14 protein-coding genes are annotated in these 17,341 nt (G+C 51.2%); 1 reads left to right on the top strand and 13 read right to left on the bottom strand.

Going from position 1 to position 17,341, the window contains the following annotated elements; all coding sequences use genetic code 11:
- Positions 1 to 47: 47 nt before the first annotated feature.
- From nrdG to PLA01S_RS26120, 4 genes are all read right to left on the bottom strand, one after another.
- Positions 48 to 551 carry an anaerobic ribonucleoside-triphosphate reductase activating protein gene (gene nrdG, locus PLA01S_RS26135; protein ID WP_127594697.1) on the bottom strand — a complete coding sequence of 168 codons (504 nt, stop codon included), beginning with the start codon at positions 549 to 551 and terminating at the stop codon, positions 48 to 50.
- The gene (locus PLA01S_RS26130) at positions 548 to 2,782 is read right to left on the bottom strand and encodes an anaerobic ribonucleoside triphosphate reductase (protein WP_127594696.1); all 2,235 of its coding nucleotides are present in this window, start codon (positions 2,780 to 2,782) and stop codon (positions 548 to 550) included. The genes nrdG and PLA01S_RS26130 overlap by 4 nt, the downstream gene beginning before the upstream one ends.
- 232 nt (positions 2,783 to 3,014) lie before the next feature.
- On the bottom strand, positions 3,015 to 3,554 hold the full coding sequence (locus tag PLA01S_RS26125; RefSeq protein ID WP_127594695.1) for a PCYCGC domain-containing protein: 540 nt from the start codon (positions 3,552 to 3,554) through the stop codon (positions 3,015 to 3,017).
- A gap of 50 nt (positions 3,555 to 3,604) precedes the next feature.
- Positions 3,605 to 4,912 (bottom strand): replication-associated recombination protein A, encoded by a 1,308-nt coding sequence (locus tag PLA01S_RS26120; RefSeq protein WP_100539272.1) that lies wholly within the window; start codon positions 4,910 to 4,912, stop codon positions 3,605 to 3,607.
- Positions 4,913 to 5,483: 571 nt separating this feature from the next.
- On the opposite strand from PLA01S_RS26120, the gene PLA01S_RS32910 reads away from it, so the two are divergent.
- Positions 5,484 to 5,612, top strand: coding sequence for a hypothetical protein (locus PLA01S_RS32910; protein ID WP_272868173.1), 129 nt, complete (start codon positions 5,484 to 5,486; stop codon positions 5,610 to 5,612).
- Positions 5,613 to 5,734: 122 nt separating this feature from the next.
- On the opposite strand, the gene PLA01S_RS26110 is transcribed toward PLA01S_RS32910, so the two are convergent.
- From PLA01S_RS26110 to PLA01S_RS26075, 9 genes are all read right to left on the bottom strand, one after another.
- Positions 5,735 to 7,912: a HelD family protein gene (locus tag PLA01S_RS26110; RefSeq protein WP_127594694.1), complete on the bottom strand. Its 2,178-nt coding sequence runs from the start codon at positions 7,910 to 7,912 to the stop codon at positions 5,735 to 5,737.
- Positions 7,913 to 8,190: 278 nt separating this feature from the next.
- On the bottom strand, positions 8,191 to 8,946 hold the full coding sequence (locus PLA01S_RS26105; RefSeq protein WP_113061422.1) for a tRNA threonylcarbamoyladenosine dehydratase: 756 nt from the start codon (positions 8,944 to 8,946) through the stop codon (positions 8,191 to 8,193).
- 38 nt (positions 8,947 to 8,984) lie between these two features.
- Entirely contained in the window at positions 8,985 to 10,760 is a 1,776-nt protein-coding gene (gene aspS, locus PLA01S_RS26100; RefSeq protein WP_127594693.1) for an aspartate--tRNA ligase, read from the bottom strand.
- A gap of 46 nt (positions 10,761 to 10,806) precedes the next feature.
- A complete protein-coding gene (hisS, locus tag PLA01S_RS26095; RefSeq protein ID WP_127594692.1) occupies positions 10,807 to 12,060 on the bottom strand; it encodes a histidine--tRNA ligase in 1,254 nt (417 codons plus the stop codon).
- Between the two features lie 813 nt (positions 12,061 to 12,873).
- A complete protein-coding gene (locus PLA01S_RS26090) occupies positions 12,874 to 13,329 on the bottom strand; it encodes a hypothetical protein (protein ID WP_127594691.1) in 456 nt (151 codons plus the stop codon).
- A gap of 84 nt (positions 13,330 to 13,413) precedes the next feature.
- The gene (locus PLA01S_RS26085; RefSeq protein WP_100535766.1) at positions 13,414 to 13,920 is read right to left on the bottom strand and encodes a type 1 glutamine amidotransferase domain-containing protein; all 507 of its coding nucleotides are present in this window, start codon (positions 13,918 to 13,920) and stop codon (positions 13,414 to 13,416) included.
- Between the two features lie 229 nt (positions 13,921 to 14,149).
- Positions 14,150 to 14,317, bottom strand: coding sequence for a hypothetical protein (locus PLA01S_RS32140; protein WP_164817522.1), 168 nt, complete (start codon positions 14,315 to 14,317; stop codon positions 14,150 to 14,152).
- Between the two features lie 104 nt (positions 14,318 to 14,421).
- Complete coding sequence (gene dtd, locus PLA01S_RS26080; protein WP_076320444.1) at positions 14,422 to 14,865, bottom strand: D-aminoacyl-tRNA deacylase; 444 nt, start codon at positions 14,863 to 14,865, stop codon at positions 14,422 to 14,424.
- Between the two features lie 249 nt (positions 14,866 to 15,114).
- Positions 15,115 to 17,292 carry a RelA/SpoT family protein gene (locus PLA01S_RS26075; RefSeq protein WP_127594690.1) on the bottom strand — a complete coding sequence of 726 codons (2,178 nt, stop codon included), beginning with the start codon at positions 17,290 to 17,292 and terminating at the stop codon, positions 15,115 to 15,117.
- Positions 17,293 to 17,341 lie beyond the last annotated feature (49 nt).

Raw genomic sequence — 17,341 nt, 5'->3', positions numbered from 1 at the left:
CACTTAACACGGAAGAATCCGTAAAGTGAGTGCTCTTTTTTTACCTGCTAGCGAAGAACATATTCTACCGTTTCTCCCCGTTCTAGGCTGACGGCTACGTCAATGAAACGCTGATTGGAGCTGCCTCGAAAGGGAAGCGAGACATCCCTTAACTCCAGCTGGAATTTGCCATCCACGATTACATCGCACTGCATCGCCAATTCGCGCAGCTTCGGCTGCCTCAGCAGCCCTTCAAAGGTGAAGCCCGTGTAGGCCCATACACTTTTCCCGGGACAGAGGGTCCTGAGCTTGCGTACAAATGCCGTGCATTCCTCCGGCGAGAAGAACGGGTCTCCACCGCATAAGGTCACGCCATCCAGCAAAGGGTTGTCGATGATATCCTGCAGGATGGACGCGGACAATTCTTCTGTAAACGGCTCCCCCGCTTCAAAGTCCCAGGAATCTGTATTAAAACATCCGGCGCACGCATGACGGCAGCCGCTCACGAATAGAACTGCCCGAAGTCCCTGACCTTCATTAATGCTCTCGGGGATGTATCCGCACACATTCACAGATGCTTCACCCGATCCCTGACCTCAGCCTGCTTGGCCGAATTGAAGCGCTCGGTATAATTGCCCGTTAAGTATCCCGTCACTCTCCGCAGCCGCTGGAAGTTTCCATCCGCCTCCAAGGCGCCGCATCCAGGGCAAGCACTTCCGATAATCCCTTCGTAGTTGCATGCCGGACAACGGTCGACGGGATGGTTTACAGAGAAATATCCAATGTTCTGCTTCAGGGCAAACTTCACGATGTCCTGAAAAGCAGCCGTATTCTGCCTTGCGTTGCCGTCCAGCTCCACATACGAAATCGCTCCTGCATTACACAGCTCATGGAAAGGAGCTTCGGAACGGATTTTGCGGTACGCCGCCATCGGATAGTACACCGGAATATGAAACGAGTTCGTATAATATTCGCGGTCTGTCACACCCTCGATCACCCCGAAGGTTTGCCGGTCCAGCTTCGTGAATTTTCCGGACAACCCTTCTGCCGGCGTGGCAAACAACGTGATGTTCAGGTTATATCTTTCACTGGCTGCATCGCAAAACTGGCGCAAATGCCGGATGATCTCGATTCCCAGAACGCGACTGTTTTCATCCTCTCCGTGATGCAGTCCGGTCAACGCCTTCAGGCATTCGGCCAGCCCGATAAATCCAAGCGCCAGGGTACCGTGCTTAATCAGTTCTCGTACCTTGTCCTCCGGGGCCAGGGTTTCGCCGCCTTCCCACACGCCTTCCCGCATCATAAAATCCGACGCTTTGGCCGGTTGGTCGGCCTGCAGCTCGTAACGGTGAATCAAACCCTCTACCGCAATGGTCATATACTGATCCAGCTGCTCATAGAAGAGATTCAGGTCAGGCATATCCCGTTTCCCTTCAATGATGCCATGCTCAATGCCTAGACGAACCAGATTGATCGTATTAAAGGATAAGTTGCCTTTGCCGCTCAGGCGGTTTCGCCCGAACCGGTCTGAAATTGTCCGTGTCCGGCAGCCCATGGTGGCAATAATCGTGTCTGGCTCGTCCGGGTTATAGTAGACCAGATTAAACGACGCATCCACGTTGACAAAATTCGGGTAGAGCCTGCGGCTGGAGCACTCAACGGCTTTCAGGAACAGATCGTAATTGGGCTCCCCTTCCGCCTGGTTTACCCCTTGCTTGCACTGAAAAATATGCTGCGGAAATATCGGCGTCTCGCCGCCGCCGAGCCCTTTCATCGTGGCATCCAACAAAGCGTGGGATACCAGCCTACCTTCGGTTAACGTGCACATGCCGTAGTTCAGCGATGTAAAGGGAATCTGCCCGCCGGCCCGGCTGCTCATCGTGTTTAAATTATGGATCAGGGATTCTGCAGCCTGCTTTACTTCATTTACCGTTTCGTTATATGCGTAGTGATATATTCGCGGGTACATGTCCTTCAGTAGCCCATTGTCTATGTATATTTCATTATCCTGAAGAGCTCGTTCATATGACCAATCCTCTCCCTTCTCCGCTTCTCCGAAGTAAGCCAGCCCTTTGCGAAAATGCCGACGAAACGATTTGCCGACATACGGGGCCAGATCCCAATCGATTTTATTTCCGGACACGCCGCCGAATTGACTGTTCTGCTGGGATTGAAAGATGATGGCCACCAGCGCCATCGCAGTCATGATGCTCTGCGGCGGCCTGACCGATCCGTTACCGGTATTGAAGCCCTTGGCCAATAGACGGTCAAATGGGATGAAAATGCAGTTCGTCGTTCCGAGTGCATACTGGTCCAGGTCGTGCACGTACACATAGCCATCCCTAACCGCTCTCATGAGTTCTCCAGGCAGGATGAATTTGCTTGCCATCCATTTGGCGTACTCGGAGCCGATCCGACTCATTTTTCCACTGAAGGATTCTCCGTTCAGATTTGCATTCTCCCGGAGCAGATCCAGATTCGTTACCCCAATCACATCCCTGCTGATCTTGTAGAGTTCTCCCCGCCGCATCCGCTCCAGGTCACGGGTTTCCCTGTAATGTTGATAAGCTGCCGCCACCTTTACGTATCCTGTTCTTTGCAAATGCTCGACAACGATATCCTGAATTTCCTCCACGCTCACCTGTTCCATACCCGCGGTGGCATGAGCAACCTCATCCCCAATCCGCAAGGAGGCTTCCTTGCGGGAAGCACCCTCAACCGCTATAAATGCTTTATCCACCGCCTCCACGATCCGGCTTATCTCAAAATTCACCAGACATCCGTCTCTCTTCATAACTTTCATGAATATAATCAACTCCTCGTATTCATCTCATCAACATACTATATATAGTTTTGTTTTATTAATTTACATCCATATATAGTTTAATGCTGTGAGATAGATCACACCTGTTGAGCTAAGAAACGGATCAGCGATTCCTGATAACGTCCATAAAGGACATGAATCCCAACATAAAAAAGGCACTCGAGTGATCCATCGATCACATCGGGTGCCTTCTTGTTTAGCTGCAGTAGGATTAACTTTCGGCAGGCGGCATCGGGGTTGGTGTCGGCTTAGCATAACCTGTGCTGTATTTCTCGTCGATTGCGGTCCGAATCTCCATCAGACTCTTGCCCTCGCTGCTCATTTTGGCAGATTCCACGGCAATGTCCAAGCAAACCCCGCAGCGGGTGCCATGATCGTCCCACACCACGGTGCCGTCCTCCTGGATCTCATCAATAAAACAGTTCAGGTTGCTCTCATGACCGGCACTGTCCCCGCAGCCGCAATAACAAGGAATATATTTCAGGACATCACTCACCTGCGCGGATAAGGCATAGATCGTTTGGAGCTCGCTGGTCTGGCTCTTCAAAAAAGCAGGCAGCTCGTCTATCGAAGCCGTCGCCTCCTGGATATCCCCATTGGACAGCTGGGTCTGATGCCCATGCTCATGCACGGCCTCGGCGGCCTGTCTATTGGAGACCTGTTCCGAAGCGCTTTTTCCCGAGCAGCCGCTCAGCACCATGCCGACGGACAGCAGCAGGATGGCAAACCGTTGTTTCCCTGTTTTCATCATTCATTCCCCCCATTTGCGCGGCCGTAGTTACCGTTCATGTTCATACGACCCTATTCTTCGCGTCGTAATCGCTGATTATGTGCGATCTTGGCTTCGTTCCCCTGCTCCGTCGCCTGATAGAACACCCGGCGGGAGAGCTCCTTCGGCAAATATTCCTGCTTCACGTAATGGCCCGGATAATCGTGCGGGTACTTATAGCCGACATGTCCCAGCTTCACCGCCCCCGAGTAATGCGCATCACGCAGATGAAGCGGAACCTCTGCCGATTTCACTTCATCCATGGCGGACATCGCCCGGGATATGGCTGACACAACGCCATCGGATTTCGGACTCTCCACCGCAAACAGGATGGCCTGGGCAATGTTAAGCTTGGCTTCCGGCCACCCGTTGTTCCGGTAGGCATCCAGTGCGCTCACCGCCTGCACCATCGCTTGCGGATTGGCAAGTCCGATATCCTCGCTGCTGGCAGCAATCAAGCGGCGGATGAACACCATCGGGTCCATCCCAAGCTTTTCGACCGCATACAAAAACCAGAACAAGGCCGCATCGCTGGAACCTCGAATGCTCTTATGAAAGGCTGATAGCACGTCATACTGCGTGGACTCGTCCGCCTTGACGAGCGGCTTGCGGATCGATTCCTCGGCCACTTCGAGCGTAATATGAACCGTACCGCCTGCATCGGGCGGGGTCGTCATCGCCGCCAGCTCAAGCGCATTCAGTGCACGCCGGATATCCCCGTTCGCCATGGTTGCAATATGCTCCAATGCTTCCTCATCGGCCTGGAGATCCATGAAACCAAGACCTTTATCTGGGTCGGATAGCGCGCGCAACATGGCGATCATGGAATGGTTCTTAGTCAGCGGCTCAAGCTGGAACAAGGTTGAACGGCTCATCAAGGCCCCATTTACGTAATGAAAGGGGTTCTCTGTCGTCGCGCCGATAAATATAATCGTGCCGTTCTCCACGGCAGGCAGCAGCGCGTCCTGTCTTGAGCTGTTAAAGCGGTGAACCTCATCCAGAAACAGGATCGTTTTGGTGCCGTACAGGCTGCGGTTGCTCTGGGCTTGTTCGATGACTTCCCTGACGTCCTTAACCGAGGCTTCCACCGCATTCAGCCGAACGAAGTACCCCTTCGTTTGCTGTGAGATAATATGGGCCAGCGTTGTTTTGCCGCATCCCGGCGGGCCGTACAATAAAATGGAAGAAACCTGGTCTGCCTCTATGGCCCGTCTAAGCAGTTTGCCCGGACCGATAATATGTTCTTGTCCTATATATTCATCCAGCGACGAAGGGCGCATCCGATCGGCCAGCAGCCGGGAATCACGGTCCCCTTCACGCCCGATACTGAATAAATCCATTGCTACACTTCCTTGTCTGATATCAATGCAATAATAAACAATGCTGCGTTTCAATCCAATCCATCACGCTCTATCATATCATATTCGATTTCTCCGTGCCTGCGGCTGCGGCAAGTTCCTGTCCTACGCTTCATCTTTCATAGATCCATCAATATTTGCGGCTTATTTCAACCACATCCCAACTTTCATCGGTTTGGAGCGTTTAATATAATAGGGAATTATTGAAAAACCTGATCTGGGGAGAATGTTATGACGACTCGCAAAAAATCCGTGCGCAAATTGTATAACGCGGCTATCCATATGACGTTCAGTATACTGGGGCTCTACCTTTATGTCAGTACTCATAATCTTTTACAAGAAACATTCGGCCCCGGATACCTCGACAATGAGAGACTCGCGATAAACCTGCTGTATGCCACCTCATCTTGCAGTTCCTGGTCGGCCTTTATGCCTTCACCCGTTCATCCATCATTCTCTATGAATATAAGCAGGGCATCCGAAATGAGGAAGAGAACGAGGTCTTATTATAAACGTTTCACTCGAATACCACGCACGAAGGGAGGCTATTGAATTGAAACGAAAGCCTATGCGAAAAATGACACTCTTCATCATCCTGGCAACTGCAGGTTCCATCCTCGCTGTATGGACTTTGATCCGGTTTATCGAAAATCTGGGCTCCTCCTACCAAATGCTTGGTTAGGCACAAGCACAACAAAAAGTCCCGCAGAGACAAGCACATGCAGACATGTACCACCCCACGGGACATTTCCCGTTCTTTCCTCTTCACGCTTAACGTTGCTACGTTAGTAACACCATCTCACCTTACTCCGCAGGCCAGCCGCTGGCCGTAATTTCTGAGGTCTCCGTCATGATATACGAAGGCAGCGGCTCACCATGCAGCAGCCACAGCTCATGCAGTGCCCGCGTACATCCCACATACATCAGCTTGGCATCCCAGGCTTTCTCCGCGTAATGCACCCGATCTGCATCCGCCACCACAACCGCATCGAACTCAAGCCCCTTGGACAAATAAACAGGAAGTACGGAATAACCGCCCTGATACGTTCCTTTGCTGCCATCGATCAGATTCAGCATCGGCCACGCAGTAATGAATTGCTTATGCAGCTCTTGCGCTTCCCGCAAGGTTCGGGTGAGAATGGCTACCGTCCGATATTCCTTAGCGATGAGTGCCTCCATCGCCCGCTCCAAATCTCTCGTTCTGGATTTCTCCGAATCATAAGGAATCAGGCGAACGGCATCGCCGCTTCGAAATACGGGTACGGCGAGCAGATCACTGCTAACCCCCTTCTCCAAAATGCCGTTCGCAAATTCGATAATCTCCATCGTGGAGCGATAACTGCGTGTCAGCGCAAAATAGGCTGTCTCCTCTTCCTTAAACAGGGAGCTCATCTCTTCCCACGCATGAACGCCGCGATAGGCATGAATGCCCTGCGACAAATCACCTAATATGGTGAAGGAATGTCCTCTGACGAACAGGTCCAGCACAGCCACCTGGAATGGCGAGAAATCCTGAGCCTCATCAATAACGATATGGTCAAAACGCTGCTCTCCGGTAATATCATTCAATAAACAGTGGAAATACAGCAAGGCAGGCAAATCCTCTTCGCGGACCACGTTCTTCTTTAGATCCTTACGCGTTGCGGCGAGCACCTCGGACGGAATCAGAGCGGATAGCTCTTCAAACCACGATCCGGTTGCCTTAACCGCCCCAAACAATTGTTTATATAGTGAGACCGGCTCAAATTTCAGCCATCGGTTTGCATAAGCCTTTTCTCGTTGAGCCGCTTTTTTCTTTCGTTCTTTCATCACAACCGCTGATGGCGATTTCTTCAGTTCCATCTCGACCCAGCGGTGCAATCTGGCCAGCAGCCGTTCCTTCCGTTTGGCCAGTGGATACGGTTTATATTCCTGGTAGAACCATTCAGCGATCGTCTCCTGTTTCAGGATAGCCCCATCCCATGGAGAGAAGTCCCCGTCCGGAAGAGCTTCGGATTCGATGGACTCCACGCAGCGCCGGATGATCTCCATCAGTCTCAATGAGCCTTTGTAACGCCCGCTGACATTATCGTCAATATCCGGGGTACCCTGACCCGGCTCCGTCTCGAACCATTGATGAAGCGTGTGTGTATGATCATCCGAAGCGAGCTGAATATCGAGCAGCTCGGCTGCCCAATCGCCAAACGTGCGCTGCTGTATATCGCCAACTCCGAGCTCAGGCAGCACGTCGGATATGTAATCCAGAAACATCAGGTTGGGTGCGAATATGATCATTTTCTCCGCGGTTACCTGCTCCTTGTACTGATAGAGCAAATAGGCCAGCCGATGCAGTGCCACCGTCGTTTTTCCGCTTCCCGCCACCCCTTGGATGATGAGGGCGGTGTTTTTGGCTGCCCGGATGATTTTGTCCTGCTCCGCTTGGATCGTGGATACGATATCCCGCAGTCGGTTATCCTTATTTTCCCCGAGACGGTAAACCAAAAACTCATCGGATACCGCAGGTCCGCCGTTTTCCCGATTGTACGTATCCGATACCCGTTCCAAAATTTGCTTACGGATTACGACGTTGCGTTTTAAATACACCAGCCCCTCGATGATTCCTTCGGGTGCTTCAAACGATGCGGGGTCGGTACCGCCCGTAAACGAATAAAAAAGACTTGCGACCGGAGCTCGCCAATCAATCACCATCGGGTGATCCTCGGCATCTTCCTTATCAAAGCCGATCTTCCCAATGTAGAGCGGTTTCTTTGCTCCCGTTCCACTCTCCTGAAAATCCAGCCTCCCGAAGTAAGGCTCGGGCAAACTTTTGGCGAGGGCCTGCCGTTTCTCTTCCCGTCCTGCTTCGAGCACCTGCTCCGTAAAATCATGGCCCGTGTATACCGGAATCCCGCGCAAACGTTCAAGCTGACGGTCAATTTCAACGATAACCTCGTTTAGCCTTGACTCTTCTTCTTGATAGGCACTTTGAAAAGATTCTGACACTTTCAGTTACCTCCTAAGAAACATATTTTTTTTCGCATCGAAAGTCTGGCTTTAAGGGCCGTGACACAAAAAGGAGTTCCATTGTAGCACACCTGGCCCGGATATACTAGCAAAGCTCTGTCATCGGAATCCCATGGTGCCGGTTTGCCATCATAATCGCTTCGTCAATGACCATAAAAAAACACAGCCTCCCTTGCTTGGGACACTGCGTTTTATTAACCACGCTAAACTTTGCCGAAAGGCTGTTTCTCCCTGCCTTCCGTTTGTCTAGATGCTTCTTACAACGAGACGCCGCCTTTTTCGAGCAGTTCTTTCACCGTTACGCTGACCATAATAAGTCCGGCCACGGGCGGAACGAATGCATTGCTCGCCGGCGGCTGCTTCGCCTTCCGGATTTCAGGGGCGTTCTCGGGTACGATCTTCTCCGTAACGTCCTGGCGGGGTTTCATCGGCTCCTCTAGAGAGAATACGACCTTGACCCCTTTCTTGATGCCGTCTTTGCGCAGCTTGGTGCGTACAATACGGGCAATCGGGTCCATGGAGGTTTTGGAGATGTCGGCTACCTGGAACTTCGTCGGGTCCATTTTGTTGGCTGCCCCCATGCTGGAGATGATCGGAATACCGCGCCGCAGGCATTCCTTGATCAGGTGCACTTTATAAATAATCGTATCGGATGCATCAATTACATAATCCAGATCGAATTTAAACAACTCTTCATACGTCTCTTCTGTGTAAAACATGTTCAGGGCAATCGCTTCACATTCCGGATTGATCAGTTTAACCCGATCAACCATCAGATCCGCTTTCTTCTGACCTACCGTGGTCGTTAACGCATGTATCTGCCGATTGATGTTGGTGATATCCACCACGTCTTTGTCGATCAGAATGATACGGCCAACCCCGGTACGGGCGAGGGCCTCCACCGCAATGGAGCCCACGCCACCGATACCGAGCACCGCCACCGTGCTGTTCTTCATGACTTCAAGGCCTTCAGGCCCTATGGCTAATTCCGTACGGGAAAATTGGTGCAGCATAATTCAAGCAACCTCCTTTTTCAAGAACAACAGGCTTATTATTTCTCGTCGCCCGGCTTCTTGGCGAGTTTGATATGCAGCTGCTCCAGTTGTCCTCCGTCCACCTGGGAAGGAGCGTCCATCAACAGATCCGTTGCGCTTGCCGTTTTTGGGAACGCAATCGTTTCACGCAGGTTGGTGCGTCCGGCAAGCAGCATCACCAAACGGTCCAATCCGAAGGCGATTCCGCCGTGCGGAGGAGTGCCGTACTCAAAGGCGTCCATAAGATAGCCGAATTTGTCGTGCGCCACTTCCGGCGACATACCAAGAGCCGCAAACATTTTCTCTTGGATCTCGCGTTTGTAAATCCGCATGGAACCGCCGCCTACTTCGTATCCATTCAGAACGATGTCATATGCTTCTGCTCGTACGGCAAGCGGATCCGTATCCATCAATTCCAGATCTTCGTCTTTTGGACGGGTGAACGGATGATGCTCGGCCACATAGCGCTTCGCTTCTTCATCATAGCTGAACAGCGGGAAGTCCAGCACCCAAGCAAACTTGTATTCGTTGTCGTTGATCAGGCCAAGCTGACGTCCGATTTTCAAGCGGAGCGCGCCTAGGACATCGGCAACCACTTTTTTATTGTCCGCGGAGAACAACAGCAAGTCGCCGTCTTCGGCACCCGTACGTTCTCTTACCGCTTCAATTTCCTGCTCGCTGAAGAATTTCACGATCGGCCCCTTGAACTCGCCTTCTTTCACTTGAATCCAGGCAAGACCCTTCGCTCCGTAACGGGCTGCATATGGCCCCAGATCGTCAATTTCCTTACGTGTCCAAGTCCCGCAGCCTTTAGCGTTCAAGCACTTCACTTCGCCGCCTTTTTCAATAACGGAAGAGAATACTTTAACGCCGCTGCTTGCAACGATATCGTTCATTTCGATCAATTCCAAACCGAAGCGAAGATCCGGCTTGTCGGAGCCGTATTTGCCCATCGCATCGGCATAACTGATACGCTGGAATGGCGTTGCAAGTTCAACGCCGATGGTTTCCTTGAACAACTTCACCATCAGCTGCTCCATCATGTTGAGGAGATCGTCGCGTTCCATGAAGGATGTCTCGATGTCGACCTGGGTAAACTCAGGCTGACGGTCAGCACGCAAGTCTTCATCACGGAAGCAGCGTGCGATTTGGTAGTAACGCTCAAGCCCGCTCACCATAAGGAGCTGCTTGTAAATTTGCGGAGATTGCGGAAGGGCAAAGAATTCACCTGCGTGTACGCGGCTCGGTACGAGATAGTCGCGTGCGCCTTCCGGCGAGCTCTTGGTCAGAATTGGCGTTTCCACATCCACAAAGCCTTCGTCATCGAGGAAGTCGCGGAATATCTTCGACGCTTTGGAGCGCAGCATCAGCGTTTTTTGCATCTCTGGACGGCGAAGGTCGAGATAGCGATATTTCAAGCGAAGCTGCTCATCCACCTCCACGCCGTCTTCGATAAAGAACGGAGGTGTTTTGGCTGCATTCAGCACTTCAATGCCTGTCACTTGGACTTCGATTTCGCCAGTCGGCAGGTTCGGGTTGAACGTTTCAGGATCGCGTTTTACGACTTTACCGGATACGGCCACCACGAATTCGCTGCGGACCTTATCGGCGACAGCCAAAGCCTCGCCGGAGAAATCCGGGTTAAATACGATTTGCATGATGCCGCTGCGATCGCGAAGATCGATGAACAGCACGCCGCCCAAGTCGCGGCGGGTCTGTACCCAGCCGTTCAGTGTTACAGTTTCTCCAATGTTCGCGGTTGTCAGGTGACCGCAATGATGCGTCCTTTTCATCGTTTATCATTCCCCTTTAATATAATTAAGTCGCTTCATGCGACGATTAAACCAATTCTTGAACCAGACGATCCAATCTCACCGTACGCTGCTCGCCGGTCTCCATCGACTTGAGGGCGATTTCTCCTCGTGCCAGTTCGTCCTCACCCAAAATGGCGGTATAACGAGCTTGCAAACGGTCGGCGGATTTCATCTGGGCTTTCATTTTCCGGCCGAGGTAATCGCGTTCGGCAGCTACGCCTTTGCTCCGCAGTTCGTAGATCAATTTTGCCACTTCCTGCTCGGCAGCTTCACCCAGCGCCACCAGATAGACATCCAGCGGCTTGGCGGCCGACAGATTGACCCCTTGATGCTCCAGAATCAATTGGATTCGCTCAAGACCAATCCCGAACCCGATGCCAGGCTGATCCGGTCCGCCAATCTGATCGACCAGTCCGTTGAACCGTCCGCCGCCGCCTACCGTATCAATCGCGCCGATGCCCTGGGCCTTGAATTCAAATGCGGTATGCGTATAATAGTCCAATCCCCGAACAAGTCTTGGATTGATCTCATACTCGATGCCCATGGCGTCCAGATACCCTTTCACTTTCTCAAAGTGCGTGCTGCATTCCTCATCCAGGCTGTCCAGGATCGAAGGTGCATCACCGAACTTCCCTTGGTCCTTCTTGCAGTCCAACACGCGCAGCGGGTTGCGTTCCATGCGCGACTGGCAATCCGAGCACAAGCTCTCTTTCATCGGTTCCAGGAAAGCAAGCAGTGCACTGCGGTAAGCCGCCCGTACCTCTGGCGTCCCAACGGAGTTAATCTCCGCTTTTACCCCGTTCAGCCCAAGCTCCTTGTAGAAGCTGTATCCCAGCGCAATCACCTCGGCATCGATAGCCGGATCTGCACTCCCGAATACCTCTACGCCAAACTGATGGAACTGGCGGTAGCGTCCCGCCTGCGGACGCTCATAGCGGAACATGGGACCCATGTAGTACAGCTTCGTGACGTCTGGCTCCCCATACAGCTTGTTTTGCACGTAAGCCCGGACGACGCCTGCCGTTCCTTCTGGACGAAGGGTCATGCTGCGATCCCCTTTATCCTTGAACGTATACATTTCCTTCTCTACGATGTCGGTGGTTTCGCCCACCCCGCGTTCGAACAACTCGGTCTGTTCAAAGATCGGTGTGCGGATTTCGCGATAGTTGTATCTCCGGCACAAATCGCGTGCCTTCTCCTCGATAAACTGCCATTTCTCGACGGCACCTGGCAGGATGTCCTGCGTGCCTGTTGGTTTCTCGAATTTCTCGTTTGCCATCTTCATCCCTCCACGTCCTATGACATCTTCACCTTTTGAACATGTCCCTTACCTTGATCTGGTTCATCACTTAGAACTAACTTTAGAACTAACTATGGAAAAACTCCTAGGGAGTCATTTCGCAATAAGTCGTGAAAACTAAAAAATCTCCCGCCCCGTTGTTCTAAGACAACAGGGACGAGAGATATCATATAATCACCCGTGGTACCACCCACATTCCGGCGTTGACACACCCTACAGTGCGTTCAACCATTCCGCTTTATCCGTTTAACGCCCGGCCGCGCAGTTCGGCTACTGTCTATCCCACCGGTTAACCGGTGCTTGCTTCGCCGTCTGTTCTCGGGGAGGTCATTCGTCCACTCATCAAGCGAATCCTTACAGCCAAAGGGACTCTTCTCTGGTCTTGTGGGGATGGAGTACTTGTTCCCGTCATGAAATCTGTTATTCATAAATATAGTATACCCAAAACATTATATTTTTAGATTCTAATGAACTGCCACACTAAAGTCAAGAAACTTTGTTGAATTTCCCCGAAAAAAGAAAAAAACCTACAAACCACGTTGTAGGTCCAAAACATATATTATATAAAAAAGGGGGTCATGCTGTTATTATAAACAGGGAATATTAAAGGAACATTGAACAAACATTACAGTTATGTTACAAGCGAGAAAGCGCTTTTACTATTAAAACCATGAAAGGGCTGCTCCATCAGCGGAACAGCCCTTTTTTTTCGTTCCCAGGGATAAGCGGCCCCACGAGAATGAATAGCTTTTATCTTCAATAGGGGGATAACGCTGCCGGCTTCTCCGCTAATTAATCAAAACGCTCCACATAAGCATTATTCGCCCGCAAATCATGCACAATCTGATCGTAATCCTCGTCCCTTACCTTAACGGACAGCGTATATCTCAGATCATCATAGTCCCGGTCGGTCACGTCCGCTTCGCGCCATGCGTCGCCCAGCGTGTCATCGCCGTGCGGCCGATCTTGCGCTATATCGCGGCTAGCATTGGCATCCCGGGAGCCCACGATAACCCCGGGTGCCCCGACGACTCCGCCGGGAGCCCCCAGCGTTGTAGCCCCTGCGGTCGCTCCACCCGTGCCGGAATTACCCCATGGCACCAGCGGCACAAGGATATGGCCTCCACCTCGAACCGGATCCTGTAGCTGTCCCACCTCCAGCTGCTCCGTGTTGTACGTTAACAGCTTTGTCCTTGCGCCTTCAGCGTCGTCTTCCGTTCTGAAATAAGCTTGAATTTGTCTAGACATGTCCATTCCTCCTTTTTTTCAACCCACTTGTTTGAAAGACCGGTATAACATGGACAACCATTGCAGCTTGCAGCTGCTATCCACTTACAGTGCCTTTAACAGCTCGCGCACGAAGGCTGGCTCGTCTTTCGGCGTCCGGGAAGTAATGAAGTTGCGGTCCACGACGACTTCCTCATCCTTAAAGTTTGCGCCGGCATTTACCATGTCATCTTGAAGCGGAGGATAGGAAGTAATCGTGCGTCCCTTCAGCAGGTCGGCACTTGCCAGAATTTGCGGCCCGTGGCATATTGAGGCAATCGGTTTGCCTGCCTTGTCCGCTGATGCAACAAACTGCAATATATGGGAATCCAGACGCAAATTTTCCGGAGAAGAGCCGCCTGGAATAACCACCGCATCATAATCGTTTATATTGACGTCGGCAATGGCTTTATCCGTTGTATACGATGCCTTGCCTTGTTTGCCCTTTACCTCTTGTCCTTGTTTCAATCCAATAATATCAGCTTGATGCCCCGCTTCCTTCACGGCATCATAAGGAGTTTTCATCTCGGAATCTTCGAATTGGTCAGCTAGTAGAAATGCAACTTTACTCATCTGGCATGTCTCCTTTCATGATCGTCCTCGATTTGTTATTACCCGGGAATGTCCTTTTTATAACAGCGGAATGGACGGAAATCCTGCGATCTACACCGTTCAGGTACAGTACATGGGCATTACAAGGACTGTAAGGACTCCCGGTTTATGAGTGAAATAAAAAAAGGCCTGAAATGTTCTCAGGCTCTGCTACGTCGTCACCAGAAGTGACTCACTATCCTATTTAGCTCTACGATCTCGGCAGCTGCTTCCGCATATTTCCCTTTATGCTAATGAGTTGTACAGGATCTTCCGAAGCCGTAACCATGCGTTCCGTGCTCGCTGCTTCCCTAATGTCTCCGGACCCGACCATCGTAGGCAAACTGCTCCATATCGAAAATTTGGGAGGTTGACGCATAACGAACACGACTCCTTTTTAAGTGTGAATACCTAACAAGCGATTATCCACTCAGGATGCCCCATCTCTCCAATATGATGCATGCTGCCCGCCTATTTAACCGTTTATGATCTGCTGTCAATGATCAGGGTTACCGGTCCCCAATTGGTTAGCGACACGTCCATCATGGCTCCGAATACCCCGGTCTCAACCTGCAATCCCTTCGCTAAGAGCTCGCGGTTAAAGGATTCGTACAATGCATTCGCTTCATCCGGTTTGGCGGCGGCCATGAAGTTCGGACGTTTTCCCTTGCGGGTGTCGCCATAGAGCGTAAACTGGGATACCGACAGAATGGCTCCGCCCACGTCCTGGACGCTAAAATTCATTTTTCCATCCTCATCCTCAAAAATCCGCAGCCCCGCAACCTTCTCGGCAAGGTATTTGGCATCCTTCTCTTCATCCTCGTGCGTAACACCAACCAGCACCATCAATCCCGCTTCAATCTTGCCAACGATTTCGTTGTCAACCGTGACTTGCGCATGCTTACATCTTTGAATAACCACTCTCATTGGTTTAGCTCCTTCATTTCCATAAGAAAAATGTCTATCGATGTACTCTCTAAGAAGACAAACCGCGTTTATCGGTAGTTTTTCTTGCGATATCAGGCAGCAGATCCTCCGAAGTCTATACCTGATATCTTAAAATAAAACGGCCTGTCTCCCGCAGGATAACAGACCGCCCATTCGTTTAATATCCGAGACTGTCCATGTCCATGAACCCCGGTGTCCGTTAACCACGCAATCGTGCCATCATTGCCATTACTGCATGATTCGATGAACGGTATAAACATCCTTCACCCGCTTGATTCGTTCCACAACGGAATGAAGGTGATCCGTATTGCGGATCAAAATCGTCATGTGGATCATCGCCATTTTGTTCTTATCAGATCGGCCGGTCACAGCGGAAATATTCGTCTTGCTCTCTGATACGGCCTGAAGAACTTCATTTAACAGTCCGTTACGATCATGGCCCGTCACTTCGATATCGACGCTGTAATTAGCCTCAACCGCCGTTTCCCATTCCACCTCAATCACGCGCGCGGCATCTTCGCCTTCACCCATGGACGGCAGATTGGCACAATCCGAACGATGGACCGATACGCCGCGTCCGCGGGTAACGTAACCGACAATATCGTCGCCGGGTACGGGATTGCAGCATCTCGCAAAACGCACAAGCAGATTATCAATCCCCTTAACGCGAACGCCGTTAGTCGGACGGCTCCGTTTCTCCGCCGGCTTGATTTCCTTCATCTCGGAGGTCAATTCAAGCTGATTCGCTTCCTCCTGCTCCTTACGAAGCTTCTCGGTCACTTTGGTACAGATTTGGGCGGCCGTGATCCCCCCGAAGCCAACCGCGGATAACATATCCTCGATATCATTAAAGGCGAATTTCTTGGCCGCCTCCATTAATTTATCATCGGTCGTCCACTCGGACACTTCAAGACCGAGGCGCTTGATCTCGCGCTCCAGCATCTCGCGCCCCTTCTCCACGTTCTCTTCCCGCTTCTCTTTCTTGAACCACTGCTTGATCTTACTGCGGGCATGCGAGGATTGGGCAATCTTCAACCAGTCCTGGCTAGGGCCGTACGAATGTTTTGATGTTAAAATTTCCACAATGTCGCCGGTCTTGAGCTGATGATCCAGCGGAACAATTCTGCCGTTGACCTTCGCACCAATGGTTCGGTTTCCTACTTCAGTATGAATTCGGTAGGCAAAATCGAGAGGGACGGAGCCTGAAGGCAGCTCGATCACTTCGCCTTTTGGCGTAAACACAAAGACCAAATCAGAGAAAAAGTCCATCTTCAAAGATTCTACAAACTCCGAGGCATCCTTCGTCTCATGCTGCAGCTCCAATATTTCACGGAAGAACGTCATCTTATTATCGAAGCTGCCTCCGTTGCCTGCGGAACCTTCTTTATAGGACCAGTGTGCCGCAATACCGTACTCCGCCGTACGATGCATCTCCCAGGTCCGGATCTGAACCTCCGTCGGTTCCCCGTTCGGTCCAACCACCGTTGTGTGAAGGGATTGATACATATTCGTTTTTGGCATGGCGATATAATCTTTGAAACGGCCAGGCATCGGCTTCCACAGGGTGTGGATGATCCCCAGCGTAGCATAACAATCCTTAATATTGTCCACAATAATGCGGATTGCAAGGAGATCATAAATTTCGTTGAATTGTTTGTTCTTGACCGTCATTTTCTTAAACACGCTGTAGATATGCTTCGGTCTGCCGGATAAGTCGGCTTGTATGCCCATCTCGTCAAGCTTCTCCCGGATACAGACTATGACATTGTCGATATATTGCTCTCGTTCAGCCCGCTTCTTGTGCATCAAATTCGCAATGCGGTAATACTGCTGCGGATTCAAGTAACGAAGCGCAATATCCTCCATCTCCCACTTGATCGCGGAAATACCTAGACGATGGGCGATCGGGCAAAAGATCTCTAGCGTTTCATATGAAATACGGCGCTGGCTTTCCTCGGACTGATACTTAAGAGTGCGCATATTATGAAGCCGGTCAGCCAGCTTAATCACGATCACCCGGATGTCCCGTGCCATCGCGATAAACATTTTACGATAATTTTCGTTCTGCTGCTCTTCTTTGGATCGGAATTGGATACGTTCGAGTTTCGTTAAACCATCCACCAGCAGTGCACAGGTATCCCCGAAGCGCTCACGGATCTGCTCGAGCGATACGGTTGTATCCTCAACGACATCATGAAGCAACGCAGCAATAATAGACAACGTGTCCATCTGCATATTCACCACGATGTCTGCAACCGCAAGCGGATGAAGAATATAAGGTTCTCCCGATTTCCGCACTTGTCCGTGGTGGGCTTGCTCCGCAAATTCATAAGCTTCCTGGATGCGGAGAAGATCGGGTTCTTTTGTATAGGCGCTGGCCTTTTCGAGTAATCGCTCTATGCCCATTTTGGAGTCCTTCTCTTCCCTTTCTATATAAAATGGAACCCGCCCTTGT

The sequence above is a fragment of the Paenibacillus lautus NBRC 15380 genome (assembly GCF_004000945.1).
In the GTDB taxonomy this organism is placed as follows: domain Bacteria; phylum Bacillota; class Bacilli; order Paenibacillales; family Paenibacillaceae; genus Paenibacillus_AQ; species Paenibacillus_AQ lautus.
Note: the sequence above shows the minus strand (reverse complement) of the source record. Positions and strands in the feature narration are given on the sequence as shown.